This is a genomic window from Shewanella sp. SR43-4 (assembly GCF_014163845.1).
Classification (GTDB): domain Bacteria; phylum Pseudomonadota; class Gammaproteobacteria; order Enterobacterales; family Shewanellaceae; genus Shewanella; species Shewanella vesiculosa.
On sequence record NZ_JACJEB010000010.1, the window covers coordinates 1 to 16,635 of the forward strand.

Below are 16,635 nucleotides of genomic sequence, written 5' to 3' on the forward strand. Positions count from 1 at the left end.
AAGGAGCGGTAGTTCAGTTGGTTAGAATACCGGCCTGTCACGCCGGGGGTCGCGGGTTCGAGTCCCGTCCGCTCCGCCAACTTAAGATGAAAGCCCTAGCAGAAATGCTAGGGCTTTTTTCGTTGCGCGATAAAAAGATAGGGCGATAAAAAGATAACAACTTAAAATCCCGCGGCGGTTCGTTGAAGTGACAAGGTTGCGAGATTATAGTGCATGGCCCCATCCATGGGTTGTTAGCCTCTTTATGAACAGACTGCGGCCTGTTTGTGTCACAAAAACTCACGGATTAAACCCGTCCGCTCCAGCAAAACAACGTAAGTAGAAGGCTTTTGCTGTAATGCAAAGGCCTTTTTTGTGCCTGTAATTTGGTCAAATAGGTAAAAAATATTAGCGAAGTTATCACTGATACACAGATTTTCAGTTGATGTTATCTATATCAGATAGACGGTATTGTACTGTGTTAACCGAGGACCTGTGGTACTTATATCAATAATCACCCGCGCATTTATCGATAATAGGCCTCATTTGCAATGTGAGGCCTTGGTCATTTATTTAAAAATTTATTGCATCACTTCATCTAATAAACGGTTTTAAGTCAGCTCTGTTCTATAAGGAATGCTGCTTTGTGCTCCGCTGCGTGTAACGGCTATTGATGAGGCTAAGTTAGCAAACATTACTGCATCTGTTAATGATTTTCCTTCGTCTAATGCCACCATTAGTGCACCGTTAAATGTGTCTCCGGCTGCAACCGTATCAATTGCATTAACTATGGGCGCAGGAATGATTTGTCCTTGGCCTTTTTCACTGACATAAGCGCCTTTACTTCCAAGTGTGATAATAACGGTATTAACGCCCTTATGATGAAGATCTTGTGCTGCTTTCTCTGCGCTTTGTTGATCGATAACCTCAATGCCAGTTAATGCAAAGGCTTCTGTCTCATTTGGGGTGATGATATCGATTAAGCGCAACAAATCATTACTCAGTTTAGCTGCTGGAGCTGGATTGAGTATGGTCGTGCAGTGATACTGCTTGGCGAGGATTAATGCCTGATGAACAGTGTCTAACGAGGTTTCTAGTTGGACTAGTACGTAATCTGCTTGAGCAAACAATGCTTGTTGCTGCTGAATGTGCTCCGCAGACAAATAGGCGTTAGCACCAGGTACAACTCCGATGCTATTCTCACCGTGTTGATTAACAAATATTACGGCAGTGCCGGTACTCTGATTAGCAATATCATAACAGCCACTTAAATTGATTCCATCAGCAGCCCAAGTTTTGCGCATTATTGCAGCGTTACTATCATCACCCAGAGCACAGATGAAATATACTTTCTGTTGAGGGTTACTCAATCTCCCTGCAGCCACAACTTGGTTTGCCCCTTTGCCACCAAGTTCTAGCCGATATTGCTGACTAATCAACGTCTGCCCAGCTTGGGGTAACTCATTAAATGTTAGAACATGATCGGCATTAGCACTGCCGACAACTAATAAAGTACTCATGTTTATCCTTAGTTGCCACGCCGATCTAGTTGAATCGGCATGGCATGAGTTCGTTAGTAATCGTTTAAACGCTCAATAATAAAGTCTACAAAACCCGTTCGGTTTATATTAAACAAGACTTTGGCATTATGTGGATTGTTGGTTAATTGATATCGATCAACCACTGTCATACCTTGGGTATATTGCCCTTTAGTTTCAATGCCAACCCAGCAATCAACAGCGGTAAACAATGATGGATTGAGTAACCATGCTATGGTGCAAGGATCATGTAATGGTGCACCTGTGAAACCCCATTTAGGGTCACGATGGTAAATCATAAAGAAGTCGAGCAGTTCGGCGACGCATTTGGCTATTGGGTTGTTGATTGCTCTGATACGTTCAATATCTTCATCCATGATTTGTGCTTCGTGGGTTACATCGAGTCCGCACATCACAATCGGTAAGCCAGATTTGAATACCATGTCAGCAGCTTCTGGGTCGACAAAAATATTAAACTCTGCCGCAGGAGTCCAATTGCCCACACCTGCTGCACCGCCCATCAGTACGATACTATCTATGTTGGAATGTAATTCAGGGTGTGCAGCGAGAAACAGGGCAATATTAGTTAACGGTCCTGTAGGAACGAGGGTGACGGGGTGCTTGCTGCCACGCACCTTATCGGCCATTAGTTCAATAGCGGTTTGTTGTACTGGTGCAAATGCCGGATCGGGAAGTTTTGGCCCATCAAGACCACTTTCACCGTGAACGTTGTCAGCAATAATAAGCTCGCGAGCTAATGGTTTCGGAGCGCCACTTGCAACCGGAATATCATGTCGGCCTAATAGGGTAAGTACGCGCAATGCATTGTTTAAGGTCTTTTCTGGTGTTTGGTTACCGGCACTCGTGGTAATGGCCAACACATCAAGTTTTGCTGAACTTAGTGCTAAAATAAGTGAGATGGCATCGTCATGACCGGGATCGCAGTCGAGAATAACAGGACGTTTCATGGATAATTTCCTTATTCAATAAGAAGGTATAATGTACCACTATCATTGTTGTTGGCTTAATGCTTAAAAAGTAAAATGTGATCTAAAATACCATGGCATAGTGGTTAAGATAATCGAGCCGCAGTAACTTGCCTTAGCTCATGAGTTGTTGCAAATCTCTCAATGTAATTTGTCATTAACCATGCCGTGATGGATGGGTTGTTTTACGCTACAGTGTGGTTTTATTAAGTAGGTAGGATTATGAATTGTCGTTTAGGTTGCGGTGCTTGCTGTATTGCGCCTTCTATTACTAGTGCAATACCGGGAATGCCAAATGGCAAACCTGCAGGGGTGCGTTGTATCCAATTAAATGATGCTAACTTATGTATGATATTTGGTCAGCCAGAGCGTCCAGAGGTATGCGCTGAGTTTAGTGCAAGTATCGATGTATGTGGTACTAGCAATGATCAAGCTTTATGGTTGATCACTGATTTAGAGTCATCAACATGTTAATCTGCACTTATTATTTATTTTGGATATTTTAGACCATGCAACTAACCCGATATACAGATTTTGGTATCCGCATTTTAATGTATCTTGCTGTGCAATCTGAACGCGAAACTTTGTTTCGAATTGCCGAAGTCACCAGTGTATTTGATCTTTCTTCAAATCATGTGGCAAAGATAATCCATCAATTAGGCAAGATGGGATATTTGCAAACGGTCAGAGGCAAGAGTGGTGGTTTTAGATTGGCAAAGCCAGCCGATGAGGTGTTAATAGGGCAATTGGTTCGTGATTTAGAGCACTCATTAGCGCCTATCGATTGTGAGTCACCATATTGCCGCTTTACACCAATATGCCGATTAAAAGGCGTGTTAGCGCAGGCTGTTTCAGCTTATTTAGTGGTGCTTGACCAATACACATTAGCAGATATTGTCGCGAATAAATCAGAAATTCTAGCAACGTTACCAGACTTATCTATCTCAGTGTTGCAGGTGGAGTAGCTTGAGTTGATAAAGCAACATTGAGATCATCAAATAATTGAGATGTTGGTAGTAATGTAATGCCATTGTCATTTAAACGAGCCAAATTAGCGTTCAGAAATCGGATGGTTTCAGGATAAGGATGGGCAATAGCAATCAGCTTACCTTGTTGTTTTGATTGTGTAATTATCAGTTGGAACTGTTTTTCAAGCGCTCGCTCACTAGTGTCGTTATCTAAAAATATCTGTCTTCTCATTGATGGCACACCAAGCTGCATCGCCTTGTTGCTAGCTTTAGTATATTTAGTCGTAAAGCTGTCGATAAAAAACAGTTGTCGCTCTTTTAAACTCTGCATTACCCATAACATCGGCTTATCCATTTGAGTCAGTAAGCTGCCCATATGATTATTAGCCCCTTTCGCAAACGGAATATTAGCGAACGCACTTTGTAACTGTTGTTTAATTTGCGCTTCAGTCATGTCGTTGGTTAATCCTCCCGGCCCTAATGCTTTACCATTTAAGGCTTGCATTGGCAGGTGCAACATAATTTCATGGCCTTTGTTGAAACCATCAGTGGCCAGCTTTTTTCCTAGCGGAGTATGCGGTAATACCGATAAAGTGATGGCATTGGGTAATAACAATGCGGCTTCGTCAGTTGAACGATAACCTATATCGTCAATGATAATGGCTAGTTTGGCTGCCGTGGCAGGCACGATGCTACAGAGGCTGAGTAAGATAAATAGTAGATTGCGCACGAATTTGACTTATCTAGTTGGGTGAGTTTAATTGTTCAATGACATGCATAACAAGACGATTATAAACACAGTTACATAGCTTGATATAGCATTTGTTAAGGCAGTGCTACTGAATAGCGCCGTGCAGTGTTATTTTATATCTGCTATTACTTATCCGTGAGCCGATTTTATATCGCGTTTTGTTAAGCTTAACGGCAATAATAAGCCGGATCGACGGCCTTACCTTTGTTGCGAATTTCGAAGTACAGTCCTGGCTCACTTTGTCCGCCTGAACGACCGACAAGTGCAATAGACTCACCCGTTTTGACCATGTCGCCAGGTTGTCTTAATAATGTTTGGGCGTGACCATAGAGGCTCATATAGCCCTTACCATGATCAATCACTAACACCATACCAAAACCTCGTAGCCAGTCGGCATAAATGACTTTACCTGATGCAACCGCATTGATATTTTGTCCTTCTGGCGCCGAAAGTACTGTGCCTTTCCAAACAATCTGTCCTGAGCGACTGCTGCCAAAGCGTTTACTCACTCTACCTTTGGTTGGCCATGTTAATTTGGCTTTTTGATTCAATAACCCATCCATTGTTGGGTTAGATTTGGCGGCGACCATGGCTTGTTGCACGATGCGCTTTAAACTTGCCTCTTCTATTTGCAGTTGTTCTAATTCTGCGCCTTTACTCGATAAGGTGCGCTGTAATTGAGTCAGAGTTTGCTGGCGTTGACCTTGCTCTTTGGTTAATTGCAGTGCTTGTTGTTTTTGATCTATCACTAAAGCATTGAGTTTTTGCTGCGCAGTGACTTGTAGTTGTTTTACTTTATTAAGGTCAATACTGGTTTGCTTCAGCTGCTGGATAGCGTCTATACGGGCATTATTCAGAAATTGATAATACGCCAGCATACGTTCAACCGTGGCTGGATTTTGCTGGTTAAGCATCATCTTGGTGTAATCATGATTACCGGCTAAATAAGCACTCGATAATTGTTTTGATAAGGTGTCTTGCTGACTTAGTTTCAGTTTAGCTAAGTCAATTTGTTGTTTATCCAGCTCTTTAAGTTTGATGTTAACCTCAGACAATGCCTTTTGTGATTGATTAACTTGTTGAGCGGCTTTTGCAATCGCTTTTTCATCACTTTTAAGCAGTGAAATGAGCTTCTCGCGTTGCTTCGAGGTATCTTTAAGGGAGTTTTGTTGTTGGTTTATTTGCGCTTGGATAGACTTCAAAGCCGATTGGCGTGAAGACAAATCGGCACTAGTTGCCGTAAATGAGAAGATTAGAAAGCCAGCAATAATGCTGGCTTTAACAAATAAACGAGTTATCACGAGTTAATGTTTACTCTTTAAGGTCAATGATACAGCGTCCACTCATTTCTTTCGGGATGCTTTGGCCCATTAAGGTTAACATAGTTGGCGCAATATCGCTCAAACGTCCACCATCTTTTATTACCGCATCACGGCCGACATAAACGAAGGGCACTAAGTTACTGGTGTGAGCTGTAAATGCTTGTCCATTAGACAGATCTGTCATCTTCTCCGCATTACCATGATCGGCAGTAATCAAGCATTCGCCATCAACTTTAGCTAAGGCTTCAACAACTCGACCGATACAAGCATCAACGGCTTCACAAGCTTTAACTGCAGCATCAAACTTACCGCTATGGCCTACCATGTCACCATTTGGATAGTTACAAATAACCACATCATATTTATTTGATTCAATTGCGGCGACCAATTTGTCGGTTAATTCAGTTGAACTCATTTCAGGTTGTAAATCGTAAGTTGCGACCTTAGGTGACTCAATTAAAATGCGATCCTCGCCTTCAAATGGCTCTTCTTTACCGCCATTAAAAAAGAAGGTCACATGGGCATATTTTTCAGTTTCTGAAATGCGTAACTGAGTTTTATGCAGATTTTGCAGGGTTTCACCTAAAGTATTCACTAAATCACTCGATGGATAGGCTACTGGAGCCTTAATATCAGCCGCGTAATCAGTTAGCATCACAAAGTTAATTTTTGGTGTTTTATTACGTACAAAACCGTCAAAATCTGGGTTGACAAAGGTGCGAGTAATTTGACGAGCACGATCTGCGCGGAAGTTCATAAAAATGAGCGCATCGTTATCGTTAAGTTCAGCAGCCTCGCCTTGAGCATCAACAATCACAGATGCAGCAACAAACTCATCATTTTCGTCACGAGTATAGGCCGCTTCAAGTGCTTCAGGCGCAGAAGCATAGGTAAACTTGCCTTTACCTTCAGTGATTAACTCGTAGGCTTGCGATACTCGATCCCAACGGTTGTCGCGATCCATCGCAAAGTAGCGACCAATAAGCGATGCGGTACGGCCATGACCTAATTCAGCAAATAGTTCATCAAAATGAACCAAGCTATTTTTAGCACTACGAGGCGGTGTATCTCGGCCATCTAAAAAGGCATGCAAGTACACTTTAGTCGCGCCGCGTTCAATAGCCATGCGACACATTGCTTCAATGTGTTCTTCATGGCTGTGTACACCACCGGCAGACAACAGCCCCATAATGTGCACCGCACCATTTGCGGCAATGGCTTTGTCTACTGCATTGCTAAGCGCAGGATTTTGTTCAAACTCATGATCGGCAATCGCTTTGCTGATGCGAGTGAGCTCTTGATACACGATGCGGCCTGAGCCGATATTGATATGGCCAACTTCAGAGTTACCCATTTGACCATCAGGCAAGCCGACGTCGATACCAGAACCCGAAATAAGACTGTGAGCATATTGTGCATTGAGCTTATCTAAAACAGGAGTCTTAGCATGAAAAACCGCGTTATCTTGCGTGTTTTCACTATAACCCCAGCCATCAAGGATAAGTAATGCGAGTGGACGTTTCTTTGTCATTATGCAAATACCTTTAAGTTGGAAATAGAAGAGTTAGAAAATTTCAATTGTATGAATATTACTACTTATCGATAGTGTGCAAAAGGCATATAGGTTTGAAGATATAACCAAAGCTGCTGATAACGAGGGGCGAGTCACGAATAACTCAGCGTAAAGCGTTTATTTTCGGTGTTTCTTTAATGAAAACTGCCGAGCAAAACGATATACTCGGGCCATCTCATCTTAGTCATCGTCAGAGAAATCAGTAATTATGCAAGAATATATGGAATTTTTTAAAGCGAACCCAATGTTAAGTTTAGCGTGGGTCGGCTTGTTTGTAGCGCTTGTTGTTAGTGTCATTAAATCTGGTACATCAAAAGTGAAGCACGTTAGCCATCAAGAGCTAACACTCATGGTAAATAAGCAAGATGCTAAAGTTGTTGATGTGCGTGGAAAAGAAGAATTTAAAAAAGGTCATATTGTTGATGCGCTTAATGTGACCTTGTCTGAAATAAAAAATAATCAAGTCACTAGCCTTGAAAAGTTCAAAACCAGCCCCATTATATTAGTATGTAACTCAGGTATGACATCGTCACAAGCCGCTCAACTTCTTACTAAACAAGGATTTGAGAATGTGTTTAACCTTAAGGGTGGCATGGGTGAATGGCAGGGTGCTAATTTACCCGTAGTTAAAAGCAAGCGTTAATATGGTTGCTTAATTGTATTCAGTGTTAATGCATTTGGGTATGAATTAACACTGTTTATTATCAAGATCTTGCTCGTTATGATTTATCGAGCTGGATCAACTTTACGGGATAGCACTAATGTTAGATTAATTCTTTATACATTAAGTGTGACAGCCCAACACAATTAGCTTCACAGAAAAGCTAAATAACATTGATAGGTAGGAAATTATGGCTGAAGTAGCAAACAACGAAGCACAAGCACCACAGTTCAACATTCAGCGTATTTATACAAAGGATTTGTCTTTTGAAACGCCAAATAGCCCTGCTGTTTTCCAGAAAGAATGGAACCCAGAAGTAAAATTGGATTTAGATACTCGTAGCAACAAGCTGTCAGATGACACATTTGAAGTTATCTTATCGTTAACTGTTACTGCTAAAAATGGCGAAGATACTGCCTTTTTATGTGAAGTTCAGCAAGCGGGTATTTTCTCAATCGTTGGCTTAACTGAACAACAACTTGCCCATTCTTTAGGCGCATATTGCCCTAACGTATTATTCCCGTACGCACGTGAATTAGTCGGTAACTTAGTTGGTCGTGGTACTTTCCCACAACTGAATCTTGCTCCAGTTAACTTTGATGCACTATTTGCTCAGTACGTTCAACAGCGCCAAGCTGCTGCAACTGAAGCAGCAACTGCATAATTTATGAATAATGCTGCCGAAATTACGGTATTAGGGGCGGGGTCTTATGGCACCGCCCTTGCTATTTCTTTAGCCAGTAACGGTCATAAGACATTGCTTTGGGGTCACGATCCTAAGAGCATGCAAGTGTTAGCTGACAGTCGCTGTAACGAGCGTTTTCTTCCTGGTATCCAGTTCCCCGATTCTTTAGCAATCGAACCGGATTTAGGCAAAGCACTCGCGGCAAGCAAAAATATCTTAGTGGTTGTGCCCAGCCATGTGTTTGGTGATGTACTAAAACAAGCAAAGCCATTACTGCGAAAAGATGCACGGATTGTATGGGCAACCAAAGGCTTAGAGCCTGAAACTGGTCGTTTATTGCAAGATGTTGCACGTGAGCAATTAGGTGAACAATATCCATTAGCGGTATTGTCAGGGCCTACGTTTGCTAAAGAGCTAGCCGCAGGCTTACCGACAGCTATTTCTGTAGCGGGTACTTGCCCCGAGTTTACTCATGATTTGGTCGAACTACTTCATAGCCCTAAACGTCTGCGTGTATACGCAAATGACGACTTTACTGGCATACAATTAGGTGGTGCGGTTAAAAACGTCATTGCTATTGGTGCAGGTATGTCAGATGGTATTGGTTTTGGTGCTAATGCACGTACAGCATTAATTACCCGCGGTTTAGTCGAACTTAGCCGTTTAGGTGTTGCGCTCGGCGCAGATGCCTCAACCTTTATCGGCATGGCGGGTTTAGGTGATTTGGTATTAACTTGTACCGATAATCAATCGCGTAACCGTCGTTTTGGCTTAGCTTTAGGTCAGGGAAAAGACGTGATCACCGCGCAAGAAGAAATTGGACAAGTGGTTGAAGGCTACCGCAATACCAAAGAAGTGTTTACCTTGGCTAAACGCCTTGGGGTAGAAATGCCGATTACCGAGCAAATTTATCAGGTGCTTTATCAAGGCAAAGCGCCAATTGAAGCTGCTAAAGAGTTACTTAGCCGTGAAAAAACGTCTGAAACACTCAAAAAATAGTGTCACACAGAAGCTAAGTTAATCGTGAGTAGTAACAAAAAAGGATGCTAAAATAGCATCCTTTTTTGTATTTGATGTTTATCAGTTAACTATTAAACAACCAATTGAAACAGTGTGGAGTAAAACGTGAAACATCATGACGTAATCATTATCGGTGCCGGTGCGGCAGGACTAATGTGTGCTGCGACAGCGGGCTATAGAGGTCGTGATGTGTTGGCGTTAGATAACGCCAAACAAGCTGGTAAAAAAATTCTTATCAGCGGTGGCGGGCGTTGCAATTTCACTAACCAAAAAGTGGAGCCGCACCAGTTCATTTGTGGCAATCCGCACTTTGTTAAATCGGCATTAGCGCGCTATCGATCAAGTGACTTTATTGACTTGGTTGAACGTCATGGCATTGAATACCATGAACGTGATCATGGACAATTATTTTGTAATGACTCCGCTAAAGACATAGTCACCATGTTAATGACCGAGTGCGAATGGGCCGGGGTCAAGGTTCAGCTGCGTACTGAGATTTTATCGGTCAACAAAACCGATACCGGATTTACCTTAAGCACCTCTAATGGCGACTTTAGTTGCGGATCACTGGTTATTGCCACTGGTGGCTTATCCATGCCCAAATTAGGTGCTACGCCTTATGGTTACAAGCTTGCAGAGCAATTTGGTTTAAAGGTTCTGCCGACCAGTGCTGGTTTGGTACCTTTTACTTGGCATGCCGAACAAAAAGTCCGTTTTGAGCCGTTATCGGGTATTGCTGTACCAACCACAATTACCGCGCAAGATGGCACCCAGTTTAGCGAAGCCTTATTATTTACTCATCGCGGCTTATCAGGCCCCGCGGTACTGCAAATTTCAAACTACTGGCAGCCAGGTGAAGCCATTTCTATCAATTTATTACCGGGTGAAAACGCGTTAGACAAAATTGAATTTGCACTGAAACATCATCCGAAACAAAGCTTGCGTAATACCCTGAGCCAATGGTTACCTAAACGCTTGGTCGATGCGCTGTTTGAAGAGTCGCTATTAGATAAAGCGCTAAATCAACTGGGGCACGGCGAGCGTGAAAAGTTAGCAAACGAATTAAATAACTGGTCAATTATTATGAATGGCACAGAAGGTTACCGCACCGCAGAAGTGACTTTAGGTGGTGTTGATTCTAATGAGCTGTCATCTAAAACCATGCAAGCTAACAAAGTACCAGGATTGTATTTTATTGGTGAAGTAATGGATGTAAGTGGTTGGTTAGGCGGGTTTAATTTTCAATGGGCCTGGTCATCCGGTGTCGCGGCAGGGTTGGCGGTTTAGATTTGTGTAGAGACAATAAAGTTTGCCCGTAAGCACTAAAGTTTGCCCATAGTGGCTTTTGAGACAATGTTTTTTCTGGGTGGAATATATCTGCATATGTTTTAAATAATTGTTAACGATAACAATAGCCGCATTTTTTGCTAAACCGATTCATTGAACTGGATCGGTTTTTTTATAACTCAAGCTTGTATATGTAAATAATCATATATACACTCAGGTGTATATTTTGTATTGCGTGTTAGTGAGTCAACAATGAAAAAGAAAACGGTGTTGTTTCTCTGTACTGGCAATTCGGCGCGCTCGCAAATGGCTGAAGCCTTACTAAGAAGTAGAGCTGCGGATCTATTTGATGTATTTAGTGCTGGCACGCAGCCTGAAGATATTGACCAAAGGGCCATTGACGCTATAGCTCGCTTTGGCGCTGACACTCGGGGTTTGGTGTCTAAAAAGTTACAAACCTTTGCTGGTAAAACATTTGATTACGTGATTACCCTTTGTGACAAAGCCAATAACGAATGTCGTAGTTATCCTGGCGCGGGTAAGCAACTGGCGTGGGACTTTCCTGATCCTAAAAATCGCGCAGGTGAACAAGCATTTTTGACCACCTTAAATGACATCAACAACCGCCTGACGATGTTTTTGTCAGTGGAGCAACCAACTACAGAGCCAATGTCGCTAGAGACTCAGTCTGCATTGAATGCCGCTGAATTCTCCAGTATTGATCCCCTCGCGTTTTATAAATGCCTTACCGATGACATTCGCTTAAAAAGCTTAATGTTGACCCATTACCACGGTGAATTGTGTGTGTGTGAGCTAATGGCAGCGCTCAATGAAGATAGCCAACCTAAGGTGTCGCGTAATTTAGCCTTGTTAAAAAAGGCTGCGATTATTAGCGACAGAAAAAATGGTCAATGGGTGTTTTATCGCATTAATCCTAACTTACCTCTATGGGCCAAATCAGTAATAGCACAAACCACCGAAAACAACCTTGGGTTGATTATGTCGTCATTACAACGATTAGACATTATGCAAAATAGGCCTAATAAGGTGAGCTTTTGTCGCTAGTCTGATGTTGTCATTTTAAGAATACGTTGTGGTATACCTCGTGGTTTGGAGTCATTTGTATGGGAACGTTCGAACGGTTTTTATCGGTATGGGTTGGCTTAAGCATGTTGGCCGGAGTGTTGTTAGGTTTATGGCAGCCCGAGGTCTTTCAGGCTATCGCTAATCTTGAAATCGCCCACGTTAACTTGGTTGTTGCGGTGTTTATTTGGGTGATGATTTATCCAATGATGGTGCAAATTGATTTTTCGGCAATGAAAGATGTAGGTAAAAACCCTAAGGGATTATTACTCACCATTGTCATTAATTGGTTAATTAAACCCTTTACCATGGCAGCATTGGGCTGGTTGTTTTTTAAGGTGCTGTTTGCCGATTTGGTCGACCCTGCATCTGCGCAAGAGTATATCGCAGGGATGATTTTATTAGGCGTTGCACCTTGTACCGCAATGGTGTTCGTGTGGTCGCAATTAACTAAAGGTGATGCGAACTACACATTAGTGCAAGTGTCAGTTAATGACGTAATTATGATTTTTGCCTTTGCGCCAATTACTGCATTATTACTGGGTGTAAGCGATATTCAGGTGCCATGGGAAACCTTGCTTATATCGGTATTACTGTATGTGTTGTTGCCATTATTGGCCGGTGTGACAACGCGTTACTTGCTTAATCGTCGTCATGGCTTAGCAGCTGTTAACTCATTTTTGGCCAACTTAAAACCGTGGTCGATTATCGGTTTACTGGCCACAGTGGTGTTGTTGTTCGGTTTTCAAGCTGAAGTGATTGTGTCAGATCCGCAAACCATTGGCTTAATTGCCATACCACTAGTTATTCAAACGTACGGTATTTTTATTATTGGGTACATAGCAGCTAAATGGCTGAAATTAGCCCATAACATCGCCGCCCCAGCTTGTTTAATTGGTACATCTAACTTTTTCGAGCTAGCTGTCGCTGTGGCGATATCGTTATTTGGGCTGCACTCAGGAGCTGCGTTGGCTACGGTTGTAGGGGTATTAGTTGAAGTGCCGGTGATGTTATCGCTGGTGGCCATTATCAATCGGACTCAACATTGGTTTAACCATTAATTAAGTCAGTTTGTGAATTCGGCTTTGTGAATCAATTTATGAACATATTTTGAAGTTACTTGTTGGAGTTAACCATGCAAGCTCATCCTTATGATGTTTTAGCGTTAGATAATGGCGCCAAGCTGATTTTTACCCCGTGTCCTGGTACCAAAGATGAAGCATTAGCTGCGTCAGTTGCCACATTAAAGGCGGCGGGTGCAAAAATGCTAATCACTTTGATGTTTGATGACGAAATGGTGCGTAATAAAGCGGAGGATTTACCCGCAGAATGTGCCTCACAGGCTATTACTTGGGTGCAATTTCCCATTGCTGATGATGCTGCGCCAGGGCAAGCGTTTGAAACTCAGTGGTTAGCCCATAAACTCCAGATTATTGAATTGCTGAATAACCGAAGCGCTATTGCAGTGCATTGTAAAGGCGGTTCGGGCCGCACGGGATTAGTCATTGGTCTGATATTAGTAAGCTTAGGCTGGCCTAAAGATAAAGTGATTAATGCAGTGCAAACTCTGCGACCCAAGGCGCTGACTCATCCGGTTCAGCGTGAATATTTTGATGCATTTAATGGTTAGCATGTAGTGACTAACCTTTAACATTACCACTTAAAAATCAGAGCAAGCTTAGGACACCATTATGACAATAAAAATAGGCATTAACGGTTTTGGCCGTATGGGACGTTTATCAATGCGTGCGGCGTATGATTGGGACGATGTTGAAATTGTGCACATTAATGATCCCGCTGGCGATGCTGCTACCCTTGCGCACTTAATGACCTTTGATTCAGTTCATGGTCGTTGGCATCATGAAGCGACACATGATGGTGATGCCATAGTGATTAACGGTAAAGCTATTCCTTGCAGTCGTAATGTGGCCACCCAAGACACTGATTGGTCAAAATGCGATGTAGTGATTGAAGCCTCCGGCAAGATAAAAACCAAAGTCTTGCTACAAGCTTACTTAGATCAAGGGGTCAAAAGAGTTGTAGTAACCGCGCCGGTTAAAGAAGACGGCGTGCTCAATATTGTGATGGGCGTAAATGAGCATTTATACGATAAAGCGATTCATCCAATCGTAACGGCAGCTTCTTGTACCACCAATTGTTTAGCGCCTGTGGTAAAAGTGATCCACGAAAAAATAGGCATTAAACATGGCTCGATGACCACTATTCATGACATTACTAACACCCAAACGATTTTAGATGCACCGCATCAAGATTTACGCCGCGCCCGTGCGTGTGGCATCAGTTTAATTCCAACCACCACCGGCTCTGCTACTGCTATTACTCATATTTTTCCTGAATTGAAAGGCAAGTTAAATGGCCATGCGATTCGGGTGCCGCTAGCCAATGCATCGCTTACCGATTGTGTGTTTGAAGTGGCTCGAGGCACAACGGCAGAAGAAGTAAACCAGCTTTTGAAGCAAGCAGCTGATAGCGAACTTAAGGGGATTATGGGTTATGAAGAGCGCCCATTAGTGTCGGTCGATTATAAAACCGATCCACGCTCAAGTATTATCGATGCCTTATCGACTATGGTGGTTAATGATACCCAAGTTAAGCTGTATGTGTGGTACGACAATGAGTGGGGTTACGCTAACCGCACCGCTGAGCTTGCGCGCAAAGTAGGTTTGGCGGACAAGGAATAAGCTAACATGGGGCTGTTAACTTTCAGTACATTGCCATCTCACATTAAGCAATATCTAATAATCACTGGTAATTATTGGGCATTTACCTTAACCGATGGTGCACTGCGTATGCTGGTGGTGCTGTATTTTCATCAGCTAGGTTACAGCCCGTTCAATATCGCGATGTTGTTTTTGTTTTATGAGATTTTTGGCGTCGTCACTAATCTTGTCGGTGGTTGGCTAGGGGCAAGGCTTGGCTTAAATAACACCATGAACATTGGCTTAGGGTTACAAATAGTTGCGCTAGCTATGTTGGCCGTACCAGCGGACATGTTGACCATAATGTATGTCATGGTTGCGCAAGCCTTGTCGGGTATTGCTAAAGACCTCAATAAAATGAGCGCCAAGAGTGCGATTAAAATGTTGGTGCCTAGTGATGCGCAGGGCAAGTTGTATCAATGGGTGGCCATTCTTACTGGATCTAAAAATGCGTTAAAAGGACTGGGGTTCTTTTTAGGTGGCATTTTGCTCACGCTATTTGAATTTCGCGGTGCAGTGCTGTTGATGGCAGCCTTATTAGCTTGTGTGTGGGTGATGAGTCTATTGAGCTTAAAAGCGGATTTAGGCAAAGCGAAAAACAAACCTAAATTTATCGATATTTTTTCCAAAAGTCCGGCGATTAATTTGTTGTCGGCAGCACGAATGTTTTTGTTTGGTGCTCGAGATGTATGGTTTGTGGTGGCGTTACCAGTGTTTTTAGCGGTGACATTTGAATGGGATCATTGGTGGGTGGGCGGTTTTATGGCGAGTTGGGTGATTGGCTACGGCATCGTCCAGTCATTTGCGCCTTATGTTACTGGTAAAAAACATGGCAAAGTACCAACAGGACGCGCAGCCTTTGTATGGGCTGGCTACTTATTACTTATTCCTGCTGCTATTGCTCTTGCGTTGCACTTTAACTTTTATATCCACGTGACATTAATTGCCGGATTAATGCTATTTGGCGCTGTGTTTGCCATTAACTCGTCACTGCACAGTTATCTGATTGTTAGTTATGCAGGTCATGATGGCGTGTCACTTGATGTGGGATTTTATTACATGGCCAACGCCATGGGACGTCTTATCGGCACCGTTCTTTCGGGGTTGGTGTATCAAATATACGGTTTAGAAGCTTGTTTGTGGATATCGAGTGGCTTTATAGCGCTAGCAACATTAATATCATTTAAGCTGCCGTATACGTTGTAATGCTTGGTGTTATTCTGGCGGCGCTTATGTTGATTCTTTTTCATTGCTCCTTTCGATACTGGTTCGCTAGTATCTGAAACTCTTACCGGAAACATCGGTAAAAAGTGCCTACAAGTCTGTGGCTCTTCCATAGCTCATTTTTCGATATGAAATTAAATTCTTTATAATCATAGCTTTAATTTTTTATTTACTGTTGGCACGATGTTGGCATTAGTAAAAACATAGTCGTTGTGTAAATGGTTAATTCTCAGATGGTTAGGTATGAGGTCGATATCAAAAGGATTAGCACATCACGCACCATACTGTAAATCGTACACCAAGGAGGTTTTTATGTTGGGCTGGACATTAATGTTTTTAGTTATAGCCGTTATAGCAGGACTATTGGGTTTTACTGGTATTGCTGGAGCCGCAGCAGGGATCGCCAAAATTATTTTCTTCATCTTTATTGTATTACTGGTGATTTCATTATTATCCAGTGCGATTAGAGGTAAAGGTCCCCGAGCATAGTAGGTAACCTGAGCTCTGAAGCCGAGTTAAGGTTAGCGACAAAACGTTATTCGATTACAACCATCATCTAGGAGATGAATATGAAATTATTAAAATTACTGACAATGGCAAGTTTAATGGTGTTTTTAACGGCTGGTTTATCAGCATGTTCAGACAACAAAGCTGAGAATGCTGGTGAAAAAGTGGATGAAATGATCCAAGATGCTGGTAATGCTGTTGAAGATGCATGTGAAGATGTAAAAGAAGGCATGAAGTCAGAAGATCCAGACTGTTAAATACAGTGCAATCTGATTAACTATTTAATCCGTTCAGAGCCGTTAGGTTATTAACGTAAAGTACATTGATGTCA

18 protein-coding genes and 1 tRNA gene are annotated in these 16,635 nt (G+C 42.5%); 14 read left to right on the forward strand and 5 right to left on the reverse strand.

Annotated features, from left to right (window positions below):
• Positions 1-2: 2 nt before the first annotated feature.
• Positions 3-79, forward strand: a tRNA-Asp gene (locus H5123_RS12565).
• Between the two features lie 511 nt (positions 80-590).
• Here the strand turns inward: H5123_RS12565 and rbsK are convergent.
• Positions 591-1,499, reverse strand: coding sequence for a ribokinase (rbsK, locus tag H5123_RS12570; RefSeq protein WP_182698182.1), 909 nt, complete (start codon positions 1,497-1,499; stop codon positions 591-593).
• Between the two features lie 53 nt (positions 1,500-1,552).
• Entirely contained in the window at positions 1,553-2,485 is a 933-nt protein-coding gene (gene rihA, locus H5123_RS12575; protein ID WP_124016621.1) for a pyrimidine-specific ribonucleoside hydrolase RihA, read from the reverse strand.
• Between the two features lie 240 nt (positions 2,486-2,725).
• Here rihA and H5123_RS12580 point away from each other — a divergent pair, with 240 nt between their 5' ends.
• Positions 2,726-2,977, forward strand: coding sequence for a YkgJ family cysteine cluster protein (locus H5123_RS12580; protein ID WP_124016622.1), 252 nt, complete (start codon positions 2,726-2,728; stop codon positions 2,975-2,977).
• Between the two features lie 35 nt (positions 2,978-3,012).
• Complete coding sequence (locus tag H5123_RS12585; RefSeq protein ID WP_182698183.1) at positions 3,013-3,468, forward strand: Rrf2 family transcriptional regulator; 456 nt, start codon at positions 3,013-3,015, stop codon at positions 3,466-3,468.
• On the opposite strand, the gene H5123_RS12590 is transcribed toward H5123_RS12585, so the two are convergent.
• The 3 genes from H5123_RS12590 to gpmM all read right to left on the reverse strand — a co-directional run bounded on the left by H5123_RS12590 (position 3,443) and on the right by gpmM (position 7,078).
• The gene (locus H5123_RS12590) at positions 3,443-4,201 is read right to left on the reverse strand and encodes a divergent polysaccharide deacetylase family protein (RefSeq protein ID WP_310736141.1); all 759 of its coding nucleotides are present in this window, start codon (positions 4,199-4,201) and stop codon (positions 3,443-3,445) included. The genes H5123_RS12585 and H5123_RS12590 overlap by 26 nt on opposite strands.
• Before the next feature lie 188 nt (positions 4,202-4,389).
• Positions 4,390-5,523, reverse strand: a complete 1,134-nt coding sequence (locus H5123_RS12595; protein WP_124016624.1) for a murein hydrolase activator EnvC — start codon at positions 5,521-5,523, stop codon at positions 4,390-4,392.
• Positions 5,524-5,533: 10 nt separating this feature from the next.
• Positions 5,534-7,078, reverse strand: coding sequence for a 2,3-bisphosphoglycerate-independent phosphoglycerate mutase (gene gpmM / locus H5123_RS12600; RefSeq protein ID WP_182698296.1), 1,545 nt, complete (start codon positions 7,076-7,078; stop codon positions 5,534-5,536).
• A gap of 247 nt (positions 7,079-7,325) precedes the next feature.
• Between gpmM and H5123_RS12605 the strand changes: the two genes are divergently transcribed.
• From H5123_RS12605 to H5123_RS12655, 11 genes are all read left to right on the forward strand, one after another.
• Positions 7,326-7,760: a rhodanese-like domain-containing protein gene (locus tag H5123_RS12605; RefSeq protein ID WP_124016626.1), complete on the forward strand. Its 435-nt coding sequence runs from the start codon at positions 7,326-7,328 to the stop codon at positions 7,758-7,760.
• A gap of 208 nt (positions 7,761-7,968) precedes the next feature.
• Positions 7,969-8,442 carry a protein-export chaperone SecB gene (secB, locus tag H5123_RS12610; protein ID WP_124016627.1) on the forward strand — a complete coding sequence of 158 codons (474 nt, stop codon included), beginning with the start codon at positions 7,969-7,971 and terminating at the stop codon, positions 8,440-8,442.
• A gap of 3 nt (positions 8,443-8,445) precedes the next feature.
• Positions 8,446-9,462: an NAD(P)H-dependent glycerol-3-phosphate dehydrogenase gene (gene gpsA, locus H5123_RS12615; RefSeq protein WP_124016628.1), complete on the forward strand. Its 1,017-nt coding sequence runs from the start codon at positions 8,446-8,448 to the stop codon at positions 9,460-9,462.
• Positions 9,463-9,588: 126 nt separating this feature from the next.
• A complete protein-coding gene (locus H5123_RS12620; RefSeq protein ID WP_182698184.1) occupies positions 9,589-10,770 on the forward strand; it encodes an NAD(P)/FAD-dependent oxidoreductase in 1,182 nt (393 codons plus the stop codon).
• Between the two features lie 252 nt (positions 10,771-11,022).
• The gene (locus H5123_RS12625; protein ID WP_124016630.1) at positions 11,023-11,835 is read left to right on the forward strand and encodes a metalloregulator ArsR/SmtB family transcription factor; all 813 of its coding nucleotides are present in this window, start codon (positions 11,023-11,025) and stop codon (positions 11,833-11,835) included.
• A gap of 59 nt (positions 11,836-11,894) precedes the next feature.
• On the forward strand, positions 11,895-12,914 hold the full coding sequence (gene arsB / locus H5123_RS12630) for an ACR3 family arsenite efflux transporter (RefSeq protein ID WP_124016631.1): 1,020 nt from the start codon (positions 11,895-11,897) through the stop codon (positions 12,912-12,914).
• Positions 12,915-12,988: 74 nt separating this feature from the next.
• Positions 12,989-13,483: a tyrosine-protein phosphatase gene (locus tag H5123_RS12635; protein ID WP_182698185.1), complete on the forward strand. Its 495-nt coding sequence runs from the start codon at positions 12,989-12,991 to the stop codon at positions 13,481-13,483.
• A 61-nt stretch (positions 13,484-13,544) separates the two neighbouring features.
• Positions 13,545-14,555 carry an ArsJ-associated glyceraldehyde-3-phosphate dehydrogenase gene (locus tag H5123_RS12640; protein WP_182698186.1) on the forward strand — a complete coding sequence of 337 codons (1,011 nt, stop codon included), beginning with the start codon at positions 13,545-13,547 and terminating at the stop codon, positions 14,553-14,555.
• Between the two features lie 6 nt (positions 14,556-14,561).
• Entirely contained in the window at positions 14,562-15,779 is a 1,218-nt protein-coding gene (arsJ, locus tag H5123_RS12645; protein WP_182698187.1) for an organoarsenical effux MFS transporter ArsJ, read from the forward strand.
• Positions 15,780-16,109: 330 nt separating this feature from the next.
• Positions 16,110-16,286 (forward strand): DUF1328 family protein, encoded by a 177-nt coding sequence (locus H5123_RS12650; protein WP_124016635.1) that lies wholly within the window; start codon positions 16,110-16,112, stop codon positions 16,284-16,286.
• Between the two features lie 80 nt (positions 16,287-16,366).
• Positions 16,367-16,561: a hypothetical protein gene (locus H5123_RS12655; protein WP_124016636.1), complete on the forward strand. Its 195-nt coding sequence runs from the start codon at positions 16,367-16,369 to the stop codon at positions 16,559-16,561.
• The last annotated feature ends 74 nt before the right edge of the window (positions 16,562-16,635 follow it).